The 20,961-nt window shown below is 59.1% G+C and carries 16 protein-coding genes; 9 read left to right on the forward strand and 7 right to left on the reverse strand.

Annotated elements, in window-relative coordinates; translation table 11 throughout:
• Positions 1 to 127: 127 nt before the first annotated feature.
• Positions 128 to 1,405, forward strand: a complete 1,278-nt coding sequence (locus BUA15_RS00285) for a patatin-like phospholipase family protein (protein WP_245771860.1) — start codon at positions 128 to 130, stop codon at positions 1,403 to 1,405.
• Here BUA15_RS00285 and BUA15_RS00290 read toward each other — a convergent pair.
• From BUA15_RS00290 to BUA15_RS00300, 3 genes are all read right to left on the reverse strand, one after another.
• The gene (locus tag BUA15_RS00290; RefSeq protein WP_072713844.1) at positions 1,371 to 4,103 is read right to left on the reverse strand and encodes a prolyl oligopeptidase family serine peptidase; all 2,733 of its coding nucleotides are present in this window, start codon (positions 4,101 to 4,103) and stop codon (positions 1,371 to 1,373) included. The two genes, BUA15_RS00285 and BUA15_RS00290, sit on opposite strands and share 35 nt — an antisense overlap.
• Positions 4,104 to 4,136: 33 nt before the next feature.
• Positions 4,137 to 4,997, reverse strand: coding sequence for an esterase/lipase family protein (locus BUA15_RS00295; RefSeq protein WP_072713846.1), 861 nt, complete (start codon positions 4,995 to 4,997; stop codon positions 4,137 to 4,139).
• Between the two features lie 185 nt (positions 4,998 to 5,182).
• Positions 5,183 to 5,803, reverse strand: coding sequence for a diacylglycerol/polyprenol kinase family protein (locus tag BUA15_RS00300; protein ID WP_072713848.1), 621 nt, complete (start codon positions 5,801 to 5,803; stop codon positions 5,183 to 5,185).
• Positions 5,804 to 5,939: 136 nt separating this feature from the next.
• Between BUA15_RS00300 and hemE the strand changes: the two genes are divergently transcribed.
• Positions 5,940 to 7,001, forward strand: a complete 1,062-nt coding sequence (gene hemE, locus BUA15_RS00305; protein ID WP_072713850.1) for a uroporphyrinogen decarboxylase — start codon at positions 5,940 to 5,942, stop codon at positions 6,999 to 7,001.
• Here the strand turns inward: hemE and BUA15_RS00310 are convergent.
• Entirely contained in the window at positions 6,994 to 8,832 is a 1,839-nt protein-coding gene (locus BUA15_RS00310) for a sensor histidine kinase (protein WP_245771861.1), read from the reverse strand. The two genes, hemE and BUA15_RS00310, sit on opposite strands and share 8 nt — an antisense overlap.
• A gap of 218 nt (positions 8,833 to 9,050) precedes the next feature.
• Here BUA15_RS00310 and BUA15_RS00315 point away from each other — a divergent pair, with 218 nt between their 5' ends.
• A complete protein-coding gene (locus BUA15_RS00315; RefSeq protein ID WP_072713852.1) occupies positions 9,051 to 9,779 on the forward strand; it encodes an RluA family pseudouridine synthase in 729 nt (242 codons plus the stop codon).
• Here BUA15_RS00315 and BUA15_RS00320 read toward each other — a convergent pair.
• The gene (locus BUA15_RS00320; protein ID WP_072713853.1) at positions 9,743 to 10,054 is read right to left on the reverse strand and encodes a family 4C encapsulin nanocompartment shell protein; all 312 of its coding nucleotides are present in this window, start codon (positions 10,052 to 10,054) and stop codon (positions 9,743 to 9,745) included. The two genes, BUA15_RS00315 and BUA15_RS00320, sit on opposite strands and share 37 nt — an antisense overlap.
• 29 nt (positions 10,055 to 10,083) lie before the next feature.
• Here BUA15_RS00320 and hemF point away from each other — a divergent pair, with 29 nt between their 5' ends.
• The 4 genes from hemF to BUA15_RS00340 all read left to right on the forward strand — a co-directional run bounded on the left by hemF (position 10,084) and on the right by BUA15_RS00340 (position 14,232).
• Positions 10,084 to 11,064: an oxygen-dependent coproporphyrinogen oxidase gene (gene hemF / locus BUA15_RS00325; RefSeq protein ID WP_072713854.1), complete on the forward strand. Its 981-nt coding sequence runs from the start codon at positions 10,084 to 10,086 to the stop codon at positions 11,062 to 11,064.
• A 115-nt stretch (positions 11,065 to 11,179) separates the two neighbouring features.
• The gene (locus BUA15_RS00330) at positions 11,180 to 12,115 is read left to right on the forward strand and encodes a CDP-alcohol phosphatidyltransferase family protein (protein WP_072713855.1); all 936 of its coding nucleotides are present in this window, start codon (positions 11,180 to 11,182) and stop codon (positions 12,113 to 12,115) included.
• A 30-nt stretch (positions 12,116 to 12,145) separates the two neighbouring features.
• Positions 12,146 to 13,474 carry an inositol-3-phosphate synthase gene (locus BUA15_RS00335; RefSeq protein WP_072713856.1) on the forward strand — a complete coding sequence of 443 codons (1,329 nt, stop codon included), beginning with the start codon at positions 12,146 to 12,148 and terminating at the stop codon, positions 13,472 to 13,474.
• Positions 13,471 to 14,232: a phosphocholine cytidylyltransferase family protein gene (locus tag BUA15_RS00340; RefSeq protein ID WP_072713858.1), complete on the forward strand. Its 762-nt coding sequence runs from the start codon at positions 13,471 to 13,473 to the stop codon at positions 14,230 to 14,232. Before BUA15_RS00335 ends, BUA15_RS00340 begins: the two co-directional genes overlap by 4 nt.
• Before the next feature lie 55 nt (positions 14,233 to 14,287).
• On the opposite strand, the gene pckA is transcribed toward BUA15_RS00340, so the two are convergent.
• Positions 14,288 to 15,883, reverse strand: a complete 1,596-nt coding sequence (gene pckA, locus BUA15_RS00345) for a phosphoenolpyruvate carboxykinase (ATP) (RefSeq protein ID WP_072713860.1) — start codon at positions 15,881 to 15,883, stop codon at positions 14,288 to 14,290.
• 206 nt (positions 15,884 to 16,089) lie between these two features.
• Here pckA and hemH point away from each other — a divergent pair, with 206 nt between their 5' ends.
• Positions 16,090 to 17,421, forward strand: coding sequence for a ferrochelatase (gene hemH, locus BUA15_RS00350; RefSeq protein ID WP_072713862.1), 1,332 nt, complete (start codon positions 16,090 to 16,092; stop codon positions 17,419 to 17,421).
• A 6-nt stretch (positions 17,422 to 17,427) separates the two neighbouring features.
• Positions 17,428 to 18,738 carry a glutamate-1-semialdehyde 2,1-aminomutase gene (gene hemL / locus BUA15_RS00355; RefSeq protein WP_072714551.1) on the forward strand — a complete coding sequence of 437 codons (1,311 nt, stop codon included), beginning with the start codon at positions 17,428 to 17,430 and terminating at the stop codon, positions 18,736 to 18,738.
• Here hemL and rnr read toward each other — a convergent pair.
• Positions 18,680 to 20,938 carry a ribonuclease R gene (gene rnr / locus BUA15_RS00360; protein ID WP_072713865.1) on the reverse strand — a complete coding sequence of 753 codons (2,259 nt, stop codon included), beginning with the start codon at positions 20,936 to 20,938 and terminating at the stop codon, positions 18,680 to 18,682. The genes hemL and rnr overlap by 59 nt on opposite strands.
• Between the last annotated feature and the right edge of the window lie 23 nt (positions 20,939 to 20,961).

Raw genomic sequence — 20,961 nt, forward strand, 5'->3', positions numbered from 1 at the left:
CATCTGTGCGTTCCTGCCAGGGAAAGTAGCTGGTTGCTTTCTGGAATGCAACCAGACATAGGCTTTTTTTGCATATACTTTCCTGCAGTATCGTCGATACTTGCTAATAGGATAAGCTAAGCCAGCGATGAACTGGAAAGGATGGGCGCAGATGCGCCGCTGGTGGGCGCACTGGAAACAGCGTATCGGGCCGCAGGGTGACTGGGCGCTGGTGCTCAGTGGCGGAGGAGCCCGTTCGGCCTATCAGGCAGGCGTGTTGCACTATATTGCCGAGGCGTTTCCAGACCGGGCTTTTACGATCCTGACCGGCGTGTCGGCCGGGGCGATCAATGCAGCGCAACTGGCTAACCATACGGGAACGTTTCCGGAAGCGGCTGTGCGTCTGGTGCAGACCTGGCAGGCAGTCCGCCTGGAAGATGTGATGGAGCCCGAATCGCGCTGGAAGGTGCTGCGTACGCTGCTGCGCCGGGCCCGATCGAACGGAGAGCAGCCGCTTCCCGAAGACACGTTGCGCGGCCTGGTGGATAATGCCCCGCTGCGTGCATTTTTAAAACGGCACCTGCAAACGACCGATGGAAGACTGCATGGCGTGGCTTTTAACCTGAAACGCGGTACGCTGCGGGCCTTTGCGGTAACGACCACAAACTACTCAACCGGCCAATCAGTTACCTGGGTGGAGGGGCGCAACATTCAGAACTGGGAGCGGCCAGACCGACGCGGAGTGCAGACCGAACTGACGGTTGAGCATATCCTGGCCTCTGCTGCGTTGCCGCTGGTTTTTCCAGCCATTCGGCTGGGCGATGCCTGGTATGGCGATGGGGGAATTAGTCTGCTAACGCCGCTGGCGCCGGCCATTCATCTGGGGGCCCACGCTATTCTTGCGATCTCAACGCGCTACAAGCGAAGTCAGGCAGAAGGGGATGCGCACGACGTAGCAGGTTATCCACCGGCCGCCCAGATTCTGGGCCTTATGCTCAACGCAATCTTCCTGGATACGCTGGACCAGGACGCAGCAATGCTGGCGCGCATTAATCGACTGGTGGAAAAGTTGCCACCGCATCGCCGCGAGGGGCTTCGTCCCATTCGTCTTTTAATTCTGCGTCCTTCTATAGATCTGGGTAAGCTAGCCGCAAACTATCGTCCCCCGCTCAAGGGGGCCCTGCGTTTTCTCACCTGGGGGCTAGGGGCTACAGAAACAAAAACCCCTGATTCGCTCAGCATGATGCTGTTTGATCCGGACTACATTGCGCGGTTGCTGGAAATCGGCTACCAGGACGCGCAGCGCCAGCACGACCGCATTGCCGCCTTTCTGGAGGAGGCGCCGAGGCGGCCACCCGGCAACGGACAGCCAGGTAGTGCGTCGCCAGCGATCAGTGGCGCGGAAGCACCACCCGCAGCCCGATAAAGGAAGGAGGAGGAGCGGACAATTCGCCGGTGCGCGGGTCGCGTACCGTGACGGCCGATGCGCCAGACGGTTGCAGCGTGCCTTTTGCGGCTACTGCCCACTCGGCTACGTTGCCGTCTAAATCATATAGTAGCGGAGCCTCTGGATCTCTGGCATTGCCCGGTGGACGCGACCCGACGGGCAGGAGCAGCTCGTCGGGGCGAAAGCCAGCCAGCACATCTTCCAGCTGCCGGCGTTCATCGGGGTTGGGCGTATAGCCCAGCCAGTAAGCCAGCGTATTTTCGGAGGGTCCGGCCTTCTTCTGCAGCGTTTCTAGCTCACGCTTTGTAGGCAGTCGATACGGCTGGCCAGTCTGGCGACGGAGCCAGGCCACGTAAGCGCGGGCTTCGTCGGCCGTAATGCCGCTGGCCGGGTAGTTTTCGGTGCCTGGAGGTACCGGGTAGTCGGGCTTGAAAGCCCGAAACTGCGCGCGGGTAATCTCAAAGCGACTGACCAGAAGCGTGTCGCCCAGCGGGACCATCTCTGGTAGCAACCGTCCCTGATGTTCGACGCCGTAGAGGCCGTCAGCCGTGCGGGCAATCTGACGGGCCCGCAGACGCAGCGCCAGCGGAGCATCTTCAGGCAGCACGCGCTGGCGCAGACGTTCCGCCATCGACGTGCGTCCAAACAGATAGGTATCAGCCCAGGCCAGGTCTTCTTCCATTTTACGCCGCTGGTGAGAGGGACGCCGGAAGCTATGGGGTTCGTCAGGATACAGGATAAAGCGAACCGGGGCCTTGCCTAACTGCTGGAGCGCTCGATAGTGCTGCCATCCCTGCTCGGTAGGTACGGCCGTGTCTTTATCGCCAAAGTGAATCAGCGTGGGCGTAATGACCCGGTGCAGTCGGAAAAGGGGACTCTTGGCGATGTAGTGATCCAGCCGCTCCCAGGGAGGGCCTCCAAAGTAAGAGTCGTCAAAACGCACCCCAAAGGCACAGTTGCCATAGTCGGAGATCCAGTTGACATCGCCAGCACCTGGCATGGCCACCTTGAAGCGCTCGGGATACTCGACCGTCAACGCAATGGTCAGAATCGCTCCGTTAGACCAGCCCATCACCCCCAGGGAATCCGGGTCAACCAATCCCTGGGACACGAGATAGTCGATCCCCTGGATAATGTCGGGCAGTTCCAGTTCATAGTAGCGTCCTTTGATGGATTCGACGAATTCCAGGCCATGGTGACCGCTTCCGTGGTAGTTGGGCCGTAGTACGAAGGCGCCTCGTTGCGCCCACAGCGGCGGATAGACGGTCCAGTCGGCGCGCCAGGCATCTAGATCAACTCCACTGGGGCCGCCATGAATGACCACCATCAGGGGATAGCGACGGCCCGGCCGGTAGTTGAAGGGGTAGTAGAGGATGCCGTTGACCGTGTCGCCTTCAGCGCCTTTCCAGTAGATTACGTCAGCGCGGGGAATGGGGTAGTCTTTAAGGTACGTGTTGAGTTGCACGAACGGACGGACGTCGCGCAGGCGACCGCGTTGATAGGTCCCCACCAGGTATTGCGGGAGCAAATCGGCTCGTGAATACACAAAGGCAATGGTGTGACCATCCGGACCGATTCGAATCGACGTGCTATGGCGCAGACGCGCGTCCAGAACGGGATGGGCGCGCCAGCCGTCGGCCGTCTTTTCATAAAAGCGGGGTTCCATGCGGGGACCGGCTGCGAGTTGCACATGCACGCCCCCTTCCGTTACCTGATACCCTCCGTAGCCGACACCGGCCTCCCAGCCCAGCGGGACTTCCCGGTAGGTGCGGCGTGCAACGTCAAAGTAGTAGAGTTTGGTGATGCCAGCTCCCTCGTTTTCCGGATCTGAAGCAAACTCGTCACTTGCATAAAAGCCCGCGCCATCGCGGGTCCATACAAATCGTTCGGGATCAAAATAGCGTTCAGCAAAAATTTCGACCGTCTCATTGCGATGGAGGTCCAGCAGATACTGGCGCGGCTGGTGGCGTGCATCAGCATCAACCGGATGCGGATCAATGCTGTAGACAAGGTAACGCCCGCTTGGATCGACAGAAAATTCCAGAATTTCCCCTTCGTTCTCGGTCAGCCGTTCGATTTTCTTCGAGTCGATAGCGATGCGGAAAAGCCGTACCGGATAGAATTCGGTAGTGTCTTCGATAGCCTGGGCGTCGTCTTTTCGCTTTTTGCGTAGCTGTTCGTCATAGGTAGGCGTCTCACGTGCAGCGAAGACGAGCCGTGTGCTGTCGAACCAGGCAAAAGATTGGACGGGCACGTCCAGCTCGGTGAGGCGATACGGCTCGCCGCCAAAGGTGTCGAGCAGCCAGATCTGGCTCCCCTGCGTCGGGTCATTGCTGTGGATCTTTCGGGAGGACAGAAAAGCGATGTAGCGGCCGTCCGGGCTCCATCGGGGCGCACGGTTGTTACCGCTGCGCGTAAGCTGCACCGTCAGGGGCAGACCATCGGGACCCTGACGGTCGAGGTAGGTCAAAAACAGATCGGTTTCAAAACGATCCTTGTCGAAGTTGGCCTTGCGTCGCACCCAGACAATGCGCCGGCCATCCGGGGCGATTTCCAGGTCCGTGAGTCGTTCCTGCCGCAGGATGTCTTCGATGGTCCAGGTGCGTTGAGGTTGCGTCTGGCCAGGCGCCGCCAGCAGCAACCAGCAGATCAAACCAAGGCCCAATTGCCGCGTCATCGTTGCAGAAAGCGTTTTTCTTTATCGGACAGACTAATCTACGAAAGCCGACATTTCAATGGCGCAGCACAACCGATAGCACAGGTAGCGGAAAAACATTTTTTCATGGAAGCGAGCGCCGGGACCAAGGTGCACGCCAACCTGGCGCAGGTGATCGACCGGAAGCGTACCCAGAAAGTGCCCCCACCGGGCACTCCGGACCGCGACATACCCGTCATTGAGCCCTTCGTGTCGGTAAATGTAGCGGGCAAGCGGGGCAATGCAGGGAGTAATAGGCACGTTGGTCCCGGGACCGGCCATACCGGCCCAGGAGAAATAGGGAATGTCGGGACAATCAGGTACTTCCGGGTTGAAAACGTCGGTGAGGTAGGCTGGTGTCAACTGAGCTACTGCCTCTAGTAGGGCGGCCGGTTCGTCAGGGAGCAGCAGATGGCTGAGGCGTCGGGCCAGGCGATCCAGCCAGCGTCGGATGACTTTGGGACGCTCCAGGATGAGTTGGGCGAGGGCGGTGCCTCGGTGTGGCGTGGCAATGGTGGTTAACGAAGCGACATGGCGATAGCCGTCGAGGCAACTGATCAGGTAGCGGGCGTCAAGCCCACCCATGGAGTGTGCGATCAGGTGAGCTTTCGGGGCCCGCGTCTCTTCTAGGATCGTTTGCAGATGCTGGCGCCAGCGTTCAGCCCGCCGGGCAATCGGGGCGTACGGCGCCACGTTCGGTGCGTAAGCGCGGATGCCGTGCTGGCGCAAATAGGTGGCCACTGGGTGAAGTTGACTTTTGCGCCAGGGGAAAACCAGGGCCCCCAGGCCATGCATCAGCAAGACGGGATAGTGCAGGGGCACCACCGGGGGATCCGGAAAAGATGGCGTGCGCAGCCAGGTTGTGGAAGAACCCATAGGGCGGTATCATCATCTTTGCCTGCAGCCTGCATGATAACGATCAAGTTTCCAGGAAGCAAAGCGGCAAGCGTCTTTATTATGCGCTCTGGCATCTGCTCGTTTGGCCTGCCCTCCAGTGCTACCATATCGCTCGGAGACGCATGAGGGCAATGGGTGCGTAGCCAGAGAGTGCCTCTTCGGAGCTACAGTCCCTGCAGCAGCCAGAGCAGTAAAGCGACGGCAAGGGGGACGCGTACATTGTCATTGAGCGGGAGAGGCAGTACCTCTAGGATGGTGGCCAGCAAGGCGGCTAAGATGCCATGTCCCATCGGCACAGGAAAAAACCAGGCGGTAAGCAGGGCGGTGCCAAAAAAAGCGAGCGAGCCTTCGAAGGTCCGATGACTGCCCGGCCAGTAGTGACGCCCGAAGCGGCGTCCCACAATGGCGGCTGCTGCATCGCCAACCATGAACACCGCAAAAGCGGTGGCGGCTACCGGTAGGGGAAACAATGTAGCGAGCAGGGCACTGGAGAGCAAAACCCAGGTGGCTCCGTTGATCGCAATAGGGCCGCCAGGTGGGGGTAGCTCCTCGGGACGCATCATGCTGCCAAAGACCTGGCGAATGAGCTGGTGAAAAGCCGGCCACCGGGCCCGTAACAGGTCGGCACCGAGCGCCACCAGGGCCAGAGGCCAGAGCACCGCCAGGGCGGTCGAACGCGACACCTGGAGCATGCCGACGGGAATGCTTAGCGCCAGCAGGTGTAAAGCCTTGCGGAGCAATTCGCCTCGATAGGTCAGGGCGGAGACCGGAGACACGTTTGCCATGGTCCTTTCGGGTCGGTATTGAACCGATCAACGAGACGTCTCCTCTTTCGGTTCGGATGTTGGGATTTAACGAAACGGGAACCCACTTGGACATTGGTCAATAGGCTGAACGCTTTCGCACAGACTTCCGATTTCTATGGCAGATTTTCCCGCGCTTCAGAATGATCTATTGTTGCGGGCGGCGCGACAGGAGCCCGTCGAACGCACGCCTGTCTGGATCATGCGCCAGGCCGGTCGTTATTTGCCGGAGTACCGAGCGCTTCGTGCCGACGAGGCCTTTTTCGACGTGGTGCGCACGCCGGCCCTGGCTGCTGAGGTGACCCTGCAACCGTTGCGGCGCTTTCCGCTCGACGCTGCCATCATTTTTTCGGATATACTGGTTGTGCCGCAGGCGATGGGGCTTCGGGTGGAGATGATTCCAGGGCGTGGCCCGTACTTTCCGGACCCACTTCGGACGGTTGAAGACCTGCGGCGGCTCCGGCGGCCAGATGTGCAGGACGCGTTGCACTACATGTTGGAAGCGATTACCCTGACGCGCAAGGCGCTGGCCGGCAAGGTGCCGCTTATTGGCTTTTGCGGGGCACCCTGGACGCTCATGGCCTACATGATTGAAGGAGGCAGCAGCAAGACGTTTGCGCGGGCTAAAGGCTGGCTTTACCGGCAACCAGAGGCCAGCCATCGACTGCTTACGCTGCTAACCGACGTGCTGGTGGATTTTCTAATTGCCCAGATTGATGCCGGCGCGCAGGTCGTGCAGGTGTTTGATTCCTGGGCGGGCGTGCTGAGCCCGGATCTGTTCCGTGCGTTTGCGCTTCCGTATTTGCGGCGCATTGGCGAAGCCGTCAAAAAGGCGCGGCCCGAGGTTCCCCGCATTGTGTTTGCCCGGGGAGCTCACGCATCGCTTGCGGAGCTGGCAGACGGCAGCTATGACGTCGTGGGACTCGACTGGACGGTTGACCCGCGACAGGCGCGGAAACTGACGGGCGGGCGTGTGGCGCTGCAGGGCAACCTGGATCCCTGTGCGCTGTACGCCGACCCTGAAACGATTCGTCAATTAACGCACCAGATGCTGGATGCCTTTGGGCCGCGCGGCCATATCGCTAATCTTGGCCACGGTTTGCATCCTGATCACCATCCCGATCACGTGCGTGCTTTTGTAGAGGCCGTGCACGACTACGTGCCGGTTACGTCTACCTGATGGCCGGAAGCACAATGGTAAACGTGCTGCCCTGTCCCGGGGCACTTTCTACCTCAATGCGTCCACCCATGCGTTCCACAATTTGCCTGGTGATGGCCAGCCCCAGGCCACTGGAGGGTTCGTCGCCTGTAGGTTGAGCTGAAAGGCGCTGGAAGTAGCCAAACAACCGCTTACGATCTGCTTCGGTCAAACCAGGACCTTCGTCTTGAACGCTCAACCGCACCGTACTGGTATGGCGATGGAGTCGAACAACAATGCGTTTGCCAGCAGGCGTAAACTTGAGCGCATTGCTTAGCAGGTTGGCAAGCGCGCGGCGTAGCTGTTCGGGATCGGCTTCCACAAAGCAGGGCATATCCGGAGGCCCTGCAAAAGTAAGCTGCTGCTGTTTACGCGCAGCGCATAGTTGATAGAAGCGGACGGTTTCGGCTGTCAGGGCGGCCAGGTCCAGACGTGTCCGGCGGAAAGTGACGCGGCCGCTTTCGAGCGCGGAGGCCGTGATTAACTGCTCAAGGGTATCCAGCATGCGACGTCCGGCCGCTTCGGCCAATTCGAGCAGCTCCTGGTGGGGACTGGAAGGGGGAAGTTCTTCGCGTACTGTCTGGATCAGCCCCTGAAGGCTGCTCAGCGGATTGCGCAGGTCATGGGCCGTGGCACCCAACAGATGTGTTTTCAAGGCATTAACTTCTTGCAGGTGCTGCTCGGTTGCTTCGGCGCGGGCCCGGGCCAGCAGGGCTTGCTCGCGTTCGCGCGTGAGCTGGCGAATACGGGCTCCCAGAGCCAGAGAAAGCAGGAGCGCTTCCGCAGCTGAACCTATTTGAGCGCTATAGCGGGTTGCCGGCAGGACAGGGAGCAGGCCCCACCAGACGGCTACGTATACTAGCAGGCCCAGTACAAAAGGCAGGGCGGCCAGCAGATAGTAGCGGGCCAGGGGATGTCGCCGGCGGTGCACCTGCCAGGCTGCTCCCAGGCTAAGCAGGGCTACCGTTGCAGCGAGCAGGGCAGCCATCCGTTCTGCCACAACCCAGTAGTTCAGGAGTCCCATCCATGCAGGCAATGCCAGCGCGCCCATTAGCATGCGCAGCAAGCGGTGATAGCGCGGCGCATAACGGGCGGTCTCCAGAAAGGCAATCGTAAAGCACAGATAGCTAAGTCCAGCGCCCAGCAGAAGATAAAAGTCAAGACTGTGCGGGTAGGTGCGGTTGGCAGGCCAGAACAGATCTGCCAGATACCCGGAAGCAGATAGCCAGAACAACGCCAGCAGGGCGGTCAGCATGACATAGTACAGGTAGCTGCGCTCACGCACCACAAGAAACAGAAACAGATTGTACAGCGCCATGGCTAACAACAGGCCCGCCAGCACTCCCTGCACGACGCGGTGAGCGCGCTCGGCCGCCAGCGCTTTATCGATGGGATAAAACTGGATGGATATCGGAACACCGGGCGAGATGTAGCTGACGAAGCGGTGTCGGATGCGCAAATACAACTGCTGGGGGACATCTGGCGGCAGGTGAAGCGACAGATAAGGTGGCCGAAAGACTGCAAGATCCCGTTCCTGAAGCGGCACCTGATATCCGGTGCGCAGGGTGTCGTGTGGCGGCAGGCGGCCCTCCATGAGCACATAGCCAACTACCTGGTCGACAGGAATCTTGATCAACCAGTGTGAGTACCCTGCCGGCGCAACGAGATTCAGGCGAAGCCAGTAAGTGCCAGGAGGTAGATCGGGGTGCAGGTGGCCGGGCGTGGTCCACCGGTCTAGCTGGATTACCTGAGCGAGCGTCAGGGTATCGGTGGGGTCAATCAGCAGGGAGGTATATTTTTCCTGTACGGTCAACGTTGCGTTACGGTCGAGGCGAAGGATAGGCGTGGGAGAAGTATCGCGGAAGAGCGGCAAAAAGCAAAGTAAAAGGAATATATATCCGGGCGGCATTACGGTACAGCTCCCGCCAGGAGACCGGCTTTGGTGATGTAATACAGCTCCTACCCGCAACTGAAGCGGAAGGTCCTCGTTGGATAGTTTACCTACGGAGATTATGGAGGGGAAGTGAGACCATGTTGCAGGTAGCGGAACTCCCTGTGCTTTACCTGGACAACCACTTGCTGGTTGTCAACAAGCCTGCCGGGTTGCGCAGTCAGGGGGATCGAAGTGGAGCGCCAACTGTACTTTCGTTGGGGAAGGCGTTGATTAAGGAGCGTTTCAATAAGCCGGGTAATGTCTATCTGGGATTGGTGCACCGGCTGGATGCGCCCGTGTCGGGCGTAATGGTACTGGCGCGCACGTCAAAGGCAGCAGCCCGCCTGATGCAGCAATTTCGGGAACGGACGGTGGAAAAGATCTATCTGGCATTGGTAGAGGGCGAACTGGAGGGAGAGGGGGTCTGGGAGGATTTTATTGCACCGGCGCGCGATCATATGCGACTGGTCTCGGCCGATCATCCCTGGGGTAAGCGGGCAGTGTTGCGCTGGGAGGCATTGATGACACGTAACGGGCTGACGCTCGTGCGATTGATTCCTGAAACCGGTCGCAAGCACCAGATTCGGGTACAACTGGCTTTTCGGGGATATCCCGTTCTGGGAGATCGCCGATATCGGGCGCGCCGGTGGTTGGCTCCCGGACAGATGGCGCTGCATGCCTGGAAGCTGTCGGTTACGCACCCGACGCGCCGGGAACGCATGCAATGGACGGCTCCAGTGCCCTCCTGCTGGGACAGCGCTTTTCGGCTGAAAGTTGACCGGTTACTGGCTTACCTGGAAGCGTCCGGTCCCGAAGGCATGCGATAGCCCTGCACCGCTTCTGCACAGATAGCCGGTGCGGGCACGACGCAGACCTCGTCTTCACGGAACGGATCGACTACAATGGGGATGTGCTGGTACGTTTCGAACCGACCAGCACCTCGCTGAAACTGCCGTCCAATGGCCTTGCATAGCCGTCGATAGGCCGCGCGCCCGACTAGGATGTAGCGCGCTTCATGTCCAGCTTCTTGAAGCTGCCGCAGACTGTCGTGAATGAACGGCAGCATTTCGTCATCATTCGGCGTATATTCCAGAATCGTCATAAGCCCCAACCTGTGTGTAGACGTAGGCCATGTTGGACGATCATGCGCGCGTCAACCGGTTACGCGAGGAACCGCGTACCGATATTCCCATGGCGCATCGCGTGCAACGCTTTGTTGAAGCGCTGCAGCAGCGCATCTGCAAGGCCATAGAAGACGTCGATGGCGCCGCACAGTTTCGCCGGGACTCCTGGAATTACCGCGAAGGGGGCGGTGGACTGACCTGCGTGCTGGAAAACGGTGCCGTTTTCGAAAAAGCGGGGGTCAACACTTCAGCGATCTGGGGCCAGCTTACAGAGCGAGCAGCTCGGGCTATTGGCGTGCATCCGGCTCCGTTTTTTGCGACAGGGCTCTCGCTGGTGATTCACCCGCGCTCGCCTTACGTTCCCAGCGTACACGCCAACTTTCGCTACTTTGCGCTCGGGGAAGACCTGTTCCATCCGGAAGATCAATGGTTTGGAGGGGGAGCAGACCTGACTCCTTATTATCCCTTTCTGGAGGACGTGCAGCACTTTCACCGCGTCTGGAAAGAGGTATGTGATCGGCATCCCGGGGTGGCCGACTATGCGCGCTTCAAGGCAGCCTGTGATGCCTACTTTTATTTGCCGCATCGCGGTGAGATGCGGGGGGTAGGCGGGATTTTTTATGACTATTTGCGCGACGATCCCGAAGGCGCCTTCTTTTTTACCAGAGAAGCCGGGCGGGCTTTTCTGCGCGCCTATCTTCCCATTGTTGAACGCCGCAAGGACCTGCCTTATGGGGAGCGCGAACGGCACTTCCAGCTGCTGCGACGGGGACGCTACGTAGAGTTCAATCTAATCTATGATCGAGGCACGCGCTTTGGACTGGAATCGAACGGGCGTACGGAAAGCATTCTGATGAGTCTCCCGCCAGAAGTTCGCTGGCAGTACGATTGGCGTCCGGTACCCGGTTCTCCAGAAGAGGCCGCGCTCTGGTTTTTTCAGCCCCGCGACTGGCTGTCGCTCACAGAAGCCGATGTGCCCCAGCCGTAGCGTTGGTTTTTGAAATCTCCGCATGCCGAGGCTGGTGTTAACAATTTGCTAGCAATTTGCTAACTTATGGCCGGTTTTATGCGTAAACTGGCGGGGTTTCTGACAGTGGGAGTCTATGGACAACACCGCGGAAGCGCAACGCGCCTGGCGCACGCCAGAGATTGAAGAGCCAACGAACCGGTATGTAATTCATCCGCTGAGCTGGGCACTGGTGCAGCGGCTGGCGCGGTGGGGGGTACATCCGAACACGGTATCGCTGGTGGGGCTGGCACTGGGGGCCGGCGCGGCCGTGGCCTATTACCACTACACCGCCTGGCAGGCCTCGGTGCTGGGCTTTTTGCTGATGATAGGGTGGCACGTCATGGACGGTGCCGATGGGCAGTTGGCCCGGCTTACAGGACGCACCTCTGAGATTGGGAAAGTGCTTGACGGGCTCTGCGACCACGGCACGTTCGTGCTGATCTACCTCAGTCTGGCCCTGGCAACGTATCCATCAGCGGGCTGGATGGCCTGGGTGCTGGCTGTGCTGGCCGGAGGCAGCCACGTGGTGCAGGCAAGCACCTATGAATTTCAGCGGCAGTCGTACGACTACTGGGTGCATAACAAACGGAGCGCGCGGCCAGTAACGCCCGAAGCGTTCTACAAAACGCTTGCGCAGAAACGAGGACTGGCCCGCTGGATGGGGTGGCTCTACTGGACGTATCTGCGCGTGCAGTACGGCGTAGGGGCTGCCGACCGGGAGCTGATGCAGTTGCTGGAAAAGGCACTGGCGCAGCTTGGATATCCTGAGAAAGTGCGGCAGATGTACCGTTTCGTACATCGGCCGCTGGTGCGGCGCTGGGCGCTGATGAGTTCAAACTATCGTACGTTGGCTATCTTTTTCGCCTGCCTGTATGGCAAGCCGCTGGCTTTTTTTGTGTTTGAACTGGTAGGACTCAATCTGATCTTCCTGGTACTGGTCATCCAGCAGCGCATCCGGAACCGGAGGTTCCGATCCTGGTTGCGCCGCCAGTTAGAAGCAAAGCCAGCGGACGTCTGGCTGTCAAGGTAAACCCACGATCATCCTGAGCGAGAACTGTCTATGAGCGAAGCTGTTTTCATTCGGCCTCCAGAGGGTAAGTTGCTGGTGCTGACGCCCGGCCTGGGCGCGGTGGCCACAACGTTTATGGCAGGGGTCGAAGCCGTTCGGCAGGGACGCGCGCGTCCTTATGGATCGTTAACCCAGATGCAGACAATTCGGCTTGGACGCCGATCGGCTGGACGCAACCCCCTGATCAAGGAATTTCTTCCGCTGGCAGAACTTGAGGATCTGGTCTTTGGCGCCTGGGACATTTTCCCAGACGACGCCTATGAGGCGGCTGTGCGGGCTCAGGTGCTTGAGGCGCAGGACCTAAAGCCCCTGGAAGATTTCCTGCGCACGATTCGGCCAATGCCGGCCGCTTTTGACCGGCGGTACGTGCGTCGGCTAGACGGGCCCAATGTGAAGCAAGCCCGTACCAAAAAGGAGCTGGCCGACATGCTCCGCGAGGACATCCGGCGCACAATTGAGGAGACCGGGGCCAGTCGGGCGGTGATGATCTGGTGTGGCTCGACCGAAGTGTACACCCGACCCTCCGAGTGTCATCGCTCGGTGGAGGCCTTCGAAGCTGGCATGGAAGCGAATGACCCTTCTATTACGCCTTCTCAGCTCTACGCCTATGCCGCTATCATGGAGGGCGTGCCGTACGCCAACGGTGCGCCTAACCTGTCAGCCGATGTGCCGGCGCTGGAGCAACTGGCCATAGAAAAGGGCGTCCCGATTGCTGGAAAGGACTTTAAAACCGGCCAGACAATGCTCAAGACAGCACTGGCACCGGCGCTCAAGGTGCGCATGCTGGGCGTGCGGGGCTGGTTTTCGACAAACATTCTGGGGAACCGCGACGGCGAGGTGCTTGACGACATCGACAGTTTCCGGGCGAAGGAAGTAACCAAAGCCGGCGTGCTCGACACGATTCTGCAGCCCGATCTGTACCCAGAACTGTACGGCGATCTGTACCACAAGGTACGTATCAACTTTTACCCGCCCCGCGGGGATGCAAAAGAGAGCTGGGATAACATCGACATTTTTGGCTGGATGGGCTACCCGATGCAGATCAAGGTCAACTTCCTGTGTCGGGATTCCATTCTGGCTGCGCCGATTGTGCTGGATCTGGCCCTGTTCCTGGATCTGGCAGCGCGGGCAGGTTTGAAAGGCATCCAGGAGTGGCTGTCGTTCTATTTCAAAAGCCCACATGTGCAGGAAGGACACGTGCCGGAGCACGATCTGTTTATCCAGCACATTCGGCTGAAAAACACCCTGCGCGTACTGGGTGGGGAGTCGCCGATTACGCACCTTTCAGAGGAATTTGAGCTGTACGAAAACCTGAAATGATGCAGAATGGCACAGGCCCCCGGACGGGTATCGTACTAGCTGCCGGACTGGGCTCGCGGCTGGCGGGCGCTCGCCCCGGCTTTCATCTAAAGCCCCTGACTCCGGTAGCAGGTATGCCGTTAATCCTGCGGACGCTGCGCAGCGTAGCGCTGGCCGGTTGCCGGGACGTGGTCATCGTGGTGGGTTACCACGGGGATGAGGTCCAGGAAGCGGTGACGCAGCACTACCGAGGACCGCTGCGGGTGCATTTTGCTTACAATCCGCATTACGAATTGCAGAATGGTCTTTCTGTGCTGGCCGCGCGGCCTTACGTCCACGAAGCACCTTTTCTGCTTACGATGGCCGACCATGTGCTGGGGGACGAACTCATGATGCTGGTGCGCACGCACCGGCCACCCAGCGACGGCGCTACGCTGCTGGTGGATTACCGGATCGACCAGGTTTTCGACCTGGACGATGCCACCAAGGTGCAGGTTGAGCATGGTTGGATTGTGGACATTGGCAAGCACCTGACCGATTATAACGCCATTGATACGGGCGTCTTTATCTGCACCTTTGCCCTGATGGAGGCGCTGGAGCGCGTCTATCGGGAGCAGGGGGATGCGTCGCTGTCCGACGGCGTGCGCCAGTTGGCACGGGCGCGTCGCATGGCTGCTCTTGATATTGGCGACAGCTTCTGGCAGGACGTTGATACGCCGGAGATGCTTGCCTACGCTGAGCGTCGCCTGCTAGAAATGACCCCGTCTGTTCGGTCATAAACAGCAAAAGGGGAAGGTCGCCGAGACCTTCCCCTTTTGCTAAAAACACTTCGCGTTACACGTTAACGACGCGTGGACCGGCCTCCGCTACTTCTCGGGAGCATCCAGCGCGATATTTTTCAAAGTTCTGAGCAAACAGCCGGGCCAGGCGGTCGGCCATTTCATCGTAGGCTGCCGGATCACTCCACGTGTTGCGGGGCTGCAGGATTTCCTCCGGAATGCCAGGGCAACGCGTGGGAATGGCAAACCCGAAGCGTTCGTCCACAACCGTTGGCATTTGCGCCAGCGTGCCGTCGTGAATGGCATCAATGATAGCCCGAGTATGGGCCAGCTTGATGCGGCGGCCTACGCCGTAAGGTCCCCCTGTCAGGCCTGTATTGATCAGCCAGGCCTGCGTGTTATGGCGCCGCATGCGCTCGGCCAGCATTTCTGCATATTTGAACGGATGCCATACGAGAAAAGCCGCGCCGAAGCAGGCCGAAAAAGTTGCCTGGGGCTCCGTTACGCCGACCTCAGTGCCCGCTACCTTGGCCGTGTAGCCGCTGATGAAATGATACATGGCCTGTTCGGGCGTTAGCCGCGCCACGGGGGGAAGCACGCCGAAGGCATCGTACGTCAGGAAAATGATGTGGCGGGGATGGCCTCCCATGCACGGGATTTTGGCGTTGTCAATGAATTCGATTGGATAAGAGGCCCGCGTGTTTTCGGTAATGGAGGCGTCGGCATAGTCTACCTCGCGCGTTTCCGGGTCAAAGACCACGTTTTCGAGCACAGTCCCAAAGCGAATGGCGTTGTAGATCTGCGGCTCCCCTTCGGGAGAAAGATTGATCACCTTTGCATAGCAACCTCCCTCAATGTTGAAAACACCCTCGTCGGTCCAGCAGTGCTCGTCATCACCGATGAGTCGACGTTTGGGATCGGCCGACAGGGTGGTCTTACCAGTACCGGAAAGACCAAAAAACAACGTTACGTCCCCGTCTGGACCTTCGTTAGCGGAGCAGTGCATGGAGAGCACGCCGCGGAGAGGCATCAGATAATTCATAACCGTGAAAATGCCTTTTTTCATTTCACCGGCGTACTCGGTACCCAGGATTACCATTTCGCCCCGCTCGAAGGAGAGATCCACACTGGTTTTGGAGGTCATGTGAGAGGTGTAGCGGTTGGCAGGGAAACGCCCCGCGTTGTAGATGACGTAGTCTGGTTCTCCAAACTGGGCCAATTCCTCGCGCGTGGGGCGAATCAACATGTTATGCATGAAGAGGGCATGGTAAGGGCGCTCGCAGATGACGCGCACTTTGATCCGATACTTGGGCGCCCATCCAGCAAAGCCGTCAATCACGTACAACCGGTCCCGCGTGTTCAGGTAATCAATGGCACGTTCACGGTTGATCAGAAAGGTATGTTCGTCAAGCGGAATGTTAATGGGCCCCCACCAGATGTTTTCCTGGCTGTCGGGATGTTCGACAATGCGTTTGTCGGCCGGGCTGCGCCCTGTTTTGGCACCAGACGTACAGGCCAGCGCGCCGCTGCTGACAATAGCTGCACGGGCATCATAGCGAACGGCTTCTTCGTAGAGCACGGCCGGCGAGGGGTTGCGCAGCACATGCGGCACGCGCAGTCCGTAGGCTGTCAAATCCATCGTCATAGTCATTTTTGACATGAATTCAAAGCATCACCTGCGCATTTCGTATTATGCTTAAGCATAAGAAAAGCACTCCTCGGCTTTGTTAAACATCTGTTTAAGAATTCCTGAGATTCTACAGGATCTCGGCGTTTGGGCGAAACTTCAAACAGTTACTGGAACCGGTCGATGACGGCCGGTTCTAATCAAAAGTTCTGAACAGAAAAGGTGAGGGTATGACGCCTCGGCAGTTTCTGCAGCTTTATCGGTATGACGACCGTCTGGTTCGGGGAGGGTATTTCTCCTCGGCACCGCTTCCGGTCAACTCTGGTGAAACGGTAGGCGTGGTGCTGCTCAACCTGGGCGGCCCGGAACATGTGGAAGATGTGGAGCCCTTCCTGTACAACCTGTTCATGGATCCTGCTATTATTGATATTCCTCTGAAAGGAATTGCGCGCCACTGGCTCTGCCGGCTGATAGCTCGGCTGCGGGCAAAAAAAGTGGGCAAGGACTATGAGCTGATCGGAGGCGGATCCCCACTCAACCGACTGACGCGGGAGCAGGCGCAGGCATTGGAGCGGTTGCTGAACCGGCGCTTTGGGCAACCGGCCGGCGTACACTTCCGGACCTACGTGGCCATGCGTTACTGGCACCCCTTCAGCGAGGAAGCGGCCCGGCAGATGCAAACAGAAGGGGTGGATAAGGTGGTGCTCCTGCCTCTCTATCCTCAGTACTCTAAGACCACCACTGGTTCCTCTCTCCTTTACTGGTGGATGTTGGAGCAGACCGGAGAAATTCCTCGGTGGCCTACTACGTATATCTACGAATACGCCGCCCATCCCAAATACATTCAGGCGCTGAGCGAGCGCATTGACGAAGCGCTGCAGCGTTTTCCTAAGGGAATGCGGGCAGAGGTCCACCTGGTCTTCAGTGCGCATGGCACGCCGCTCCTTGAAATGAAAGAACGCCGCGATCCCTACTGTTGCCTGATTCATTCTACGGTGGACCGTGTCATGGCCTATCGCAAGCACGATCTGCCTTACCACGTCTCTTTCCAGAGCAAAGTGGGACCGGGGGAGTGGTTGACGCCAAGCACGCCTGATAAGCTTGCCGAGCTGGCGCAGCAGGGCGTTCGAGCGGTGCTGATGGTTCCGGTGGCATTTGTGACCGATCATATTGAAACGTCTTTTGAACTGGACATCGAAGTGCGGGAGGAGGCAGAGCAGTTGGGAATCACCCATTACGAAGTGATGCCTGCGCTGAACTGTCATCCCCTGTTCATTGAAGCGCTGGCAGAAGTAACGGTAGCGCAGCTTCAGCTACCCATATCTCCTGCAACGCCTGGCGCCTCGGGAGATGGCGTTTCGACCGCCCCCGCTTATCCACTTCGGCCGCTTGACGAGCTGCCGCGGTATCATCCACGGGTGCGCAAAACGCGCTGTCACCAGTGCGAACACATCACAGAGGCGCGATGCTGGATTCCATCCGAGTGTGAGCCAGCGCGCGAACGCGCCGAAAGCACGGCGCCTCCGAAACCTTCCGTTTCGTCCAAACGGCCTGCTTCGTGAGACATGATGCAGTTGTCGGAGAGCCAGGCGCTTTTCAAAGCGGCGCAACAGGTCATTCCCGGAGGGGTTAATTCTCCAGTTCGAGCTTTTGGCAGCGTAGGAGGAACGCCGCCTTTTATTGCACGGGCGCAGGGCGCCTACGTGGAGGACGTAGACGGTAACCGATACATCGATTACGTAGGCTCCTGGGGGCCTATGCTCTTTGGACATGCTGATCCAGACGTGGTGCAGGCCATCCAGGAGGCAGCCAGTCGGTCCCCTTCGTTCGGAGCTCCCACCGAGCTGGAAGTGCGTGTGGCCGAACTGATCTGTGAGCTGGTGCCCTCTATCGAAATGGTGCGCCTGGTCAACTCCGGTACGGAGGCCACGATGAGTGCGGTTCGGCTGGCACGCGCCTATACCGGGCGCTCCAAGATTATCAAATTTGAGGGCCACTACCATGGGCATGCTGACTTCTTCCTGATTGCGGCTGGAAGTGGTGCGCTCACGTTTGGGCAGCCCAATTCGCCCGGCGTTACACCCGGTACGGCGCAGGACACGCTGCTTGCCCGCTTCAATGATCTGGCGCACGTCGAGCAGTTAATCGCAGCCAATGCCGGTGAGATAGCCGCCATTATTCTGGAGCCAGTAGCCGGCAACATGGGCTGCGTGCCGCCAGAGCCCGGCTTCCTGGAAGGTCTGCGGGCGCTGTGCGATCGGCATGGCATCGTGCTCATCTTTGACGAGGTAATGACGGGCTTCCGCGTGGCGCGGGGAGGCGCGCAGGAGCGCTATGGCGTGCGTCCTGATCTGACGACGCTGGGCAAGGTCATTGGGGGGGGCCTGCCGGTCGGAGCCTACGGCGGACGCCGGGAGATCATGGAGTATGTTGCTCCTCGGGGACCCGTTTACCAGGCCGGCACCCTCTCAGGTAATCCGCTGGCTATGGCAGCGGGCTATGCTATGCTGCGTAAAATTGCCGATACGCCGGACCTGTACGAACGGCTGGAGACTTTTGGCGCAGCGCTGGAAGCCGGCGTCCGAGAAAACTTGAAAGGACTGGGACTGGACCTGTACTTCACACGGGTGGGCGCTATGGCGACGCTCTTCTTTACGTCCGAGCGGGTCGTGGACTACGAAACAGCCCGTCGCTGCGACACGCGGCGCTTTGCTCGGTACTTTCATGCTATGCTGGAAGAGGGGATCTACCTGCCGCCCTCGCAATTTGAGGCGTTCTTCTTTTCAATAGCCCATGGCGAACGGGAACTTGAGCAGACGCTCAGCGCCCAGCGCCGGGCGCTTGCGCGCGCTTTCGCCGACGACGGCGACGCGGCGTAGCTGCCTGGCTCTCGTGGTCTGAAATCGGTTCGACAAAGCGCAGGTCGATCTGTCGAGTAGCCGGATCGGCTCGCACGACCATCACCTCCACCACATCTCCGGGCCGGTACCGCTTACCGGTGTACAGTCCACGTAACGTGTACCGACGCTCGTCATACTCATAGTAGTCGTCGCCCATGTCGCGCACGTGCACGAGACCTTCTACCCAGACGTCTTCAAGTTCGACAAACACGCCAAAGTTGGTTACGCTGCTAACAACGCCTCGAAAACAATCGCCCACGTGCTGCTGCATGTACTGCACCTGCTTGAGCCGAATCGAATCGCGCTCAGCTTCTTCGGCGGCGCGTTCACGTTCGGAGCAATGCTGGCAGCGCATTTCCAGCGCGTCTGCGTCAACAGCCGATGCGCTGGTCCCTTTCTTTAGATATGCCTTCAGCAGACGGTGCACCATCAGGTCGGGATACCGACGAATCGGACTGGTAAAATGCGTGTAAAAGTCAAATGCCAGTCCATAGTGGCCAATGTTCTGCGTGGAATAGCGGGCTTTGGCCATAGCCCGGAGGGCTGCCTCTTCAATAACAGGTTCCTCGGGCGTTCCCTTTACATGTTGAAGCAGTTCATTGAGCGCTTTCGAGGAGACGCTCCCATCTTCTATCTCCAACCGGTACCCAAAAACGCGCACGTAGTGCGCAAGCTGGCGAATTTTTTCGGCGTCAGGCCGGTCATGGATGCGGTAGACAAAAGGAGGGGCTGCGGGACGCTTGCCAATGGTCTCAGCCACCAGCCGATTGGCCAGCAGCATAAACTCTTCGATGAGCTGGTGAGCAGCCAATCGGGCTTTGCGATAGATGCGTACCGGATTGCCTGCTTCATCTAGTTCAACCTTTACTTCAGGCAGATCGAAATCAATTGCGCCGGCTTGCATGCGGGCTGCGCGCAGCCGTTGCGCCAGCTCATGGGCCAGTCGCACCGGCTCGGCCAGTGGATGATCCGCGCCGTCGATAATGCTCTGCGCTTCTTCGTAGGTGAAGCGCTGGCGCGAATGGATAATGGTTTCGCGGATCTGGTAGCGAACCACCCGGGCGGCAGGCGTCAGCTCGATGAGCACCGAATACGTCAGCTTATCTTCGCCCGGCCGGAGCGAGCAGACCTGGTTCGAAAGCTTTTCGGGGAGCATCGGAATCACACGGTCTACAAGGTAGACACTGGTGCCGCGCTGGTACGCCTCCTCATCCAGCGCAGAGCCGGGACGAACGTAATAGCTGACGTCTGCAATGTGCACGCCAACTTCGATATGGCCATTAGGCAGGCGCCGCAGGTGAAGCGCATCGTCAAAGTCTTTAGCGTCGGAGGGGTCAATTGTGAAGACCTCACGGTCGCGCAGATCCAGCCGGCGGCGGTATTCGCGTTCAGGGATCGTTTCCGGAATGCGCGCTGCTTCCTGAAGCACGGCTTCGGGAAAGCCGGTGCGCACATCTTTGCTGAGCGCCAGCGCCAGCACCTGCACCCGCGGATCACTGGCTGGACCAAGCACTTCAAGCACGCGCCCTTCAGGCGACCCTTTGGGGTCGTCGAAGCGATCAATAGAAACCACCACCTTGTCGCCGGCATGGGCGCCGTTAAAGGCTTCGCGAGGCACATAGATGTCGCGCGTCAGGCGCGGGTCATCGGGCACCACCAAGGCGAAAGCCCCCCGAGGATGGAAGGTCCCCACGGTGCGGGTCCGCCGGCGCTCTAACACCTTGAGCACTTCTCCTTCGCGGCGACGGTCGCCGCGGGCCGGCGCGGCCAGCCCCACTAGTACGCGATCGCCATCGAGCGCCGTGCCCATGTGCGCCTCGCTGATGTAGATGTCCTCCTCTTCCTGGCCTTGAATTTCCACAAATCCATAGCCCTGAGGGTGCACGCGCAGGATGCCTTCTACGCGGTAAGGCCGGCGTTCGTAGGTGTAACGTCCTCCTTTGACGCGGGCAATTAGATGTTGATGCTCTAGCTCGGAAAGCACTTCCCAGAAGCGCTGGTAAGCTTCATAGTCCCGCAGCGCCAGCAACTTGGCCAGCTCTTTAGGTCGGTATGCTCGGTGGGCATTATTACGCAACAGCGAGAGGATGGCCCGCCGGATTTGCAGTCGGGTAGGCGAGCGTTTGGGCTTTGCCGCGCTTGCTTTTTTCTGTGAGGTCGTTTTTTTCTTGCGTGCCAAGGATGCTTGCAGCGATCTATTTC

The sequence above is a fragment of the Rhodothermus profundi genome, assembly GCF_900142415.1.
Taxonomy (GTDB): domain Bacteria; phylum Bacteroidota; class Rhodothermia; order Rhodothermales; family Rhodothermaceae; genus Rhodothermus; species Rhodothermus profundi.

What these genes read in the sequence shown, in the direction of transcription:
- pckA (WP_072713860.1), bottom strand. Translation starts at nt 15,883, where the DNA reads ATGACTATGACGATGGATTTGACAGCCTACGGACTGCGCGTGCCGCAT.
- BUA15_RS00290 (WP_072713844.1), bottom strand. Translation starts at nt 4,103, where the DNA reads ATGACGCGGCAATTGGGCCTTGGTTTGATCTGCTGGTTGCTGCTGGCG.
- BUA15_RS00335 (WP_072713856.1), top strand. Translation starts at nt 12,146, where the DNA reads ATGAGCGAAGCTGTTTTCATTCGGCCTCCAGAGGGTAAGTTGCTGGTG.
- hemE (WP_072713850.1), top strand. Translation starts at nt 5,940, where the DNA reads ATGGCAGATTTTCCCGCGCTTCAGAATGATCTATTGTTGCGGGCGGCG.
- hemH (WP_072713862.1), top strand. Translation starts at nt 16,090, where the DNA reads ATGACGCCTCGGCAGTTTCTGCAGCTTTATCGGTATGACGACCGTCTG.
- BUA15_RS00315 (WP_072713852.1), top strand. Translation starts at nt 9,051, where the DNA reads ATGTTGCAGGTAGCGGAACTCCCTGTGCTTTACCTGGACAACCACTTG.
- BUA15_RS00300 (WP_072713848.1), bottom strand. Translation starts at nt 5,803, where the DNA reads ATGGCAAACGTGTCTCCGGTCTCCGCCCTGACCTATCGAGGCGAATTG.
- BUA15_RS00330 (WP_072713855.1), top strand. Translation starts at nt 11,180, where the DNA reads ATGGACAACACCGCGGAAGCGCAACGCGCCTGGCGCACGCCAGAGATT.
- BUA15_RS00320 (WP_072713853.1), bottom strand. Translation starts at nt 10,054, where the DNA reads ATGACGATTCTGGAATATACGCCGAATGATGACGAAATGCTGCCGTTC.
- BUA15_RS00340 (WP_072713858.1), top strand. Translation starts at nt 13,471, where the DNA reads ATGATGCAGAATGGCACAGGCCCCCGGACGGGTATCGTACTAGCTGCC.
- BUA15_RS00295 (WP_072713846.1), bottom strand. Translation starts at nt 4,997, where the DNA reads ATGGGTTCTTCCACAACCTGGCTGCGCACGCCATCTTTTCCGGATCCC.
- hemF (WP_072713854.1), top strand. Translation starts at nt 10,084, where the DNA reads ATGTTGGACGATCATGCGCGCGTCAACCGGTTACGCGAGGAACCGCGT.
- hemL (WP_072714551.1), top strand. Translation starts at nt 17,428, where the DNA reads ATGCAGTTGTCGGAGAGCCAGGCGCTTTTCAAAGCGGCGCAACAGGTC.
- BUA15_RS00285 (WP_245771860.1), top strand. Translation starts at nt 128, where the DNA reads ATGAACTGGAAAGGATGGGCGCAGATGCGCCGCTGGTGGGCGCACTGG.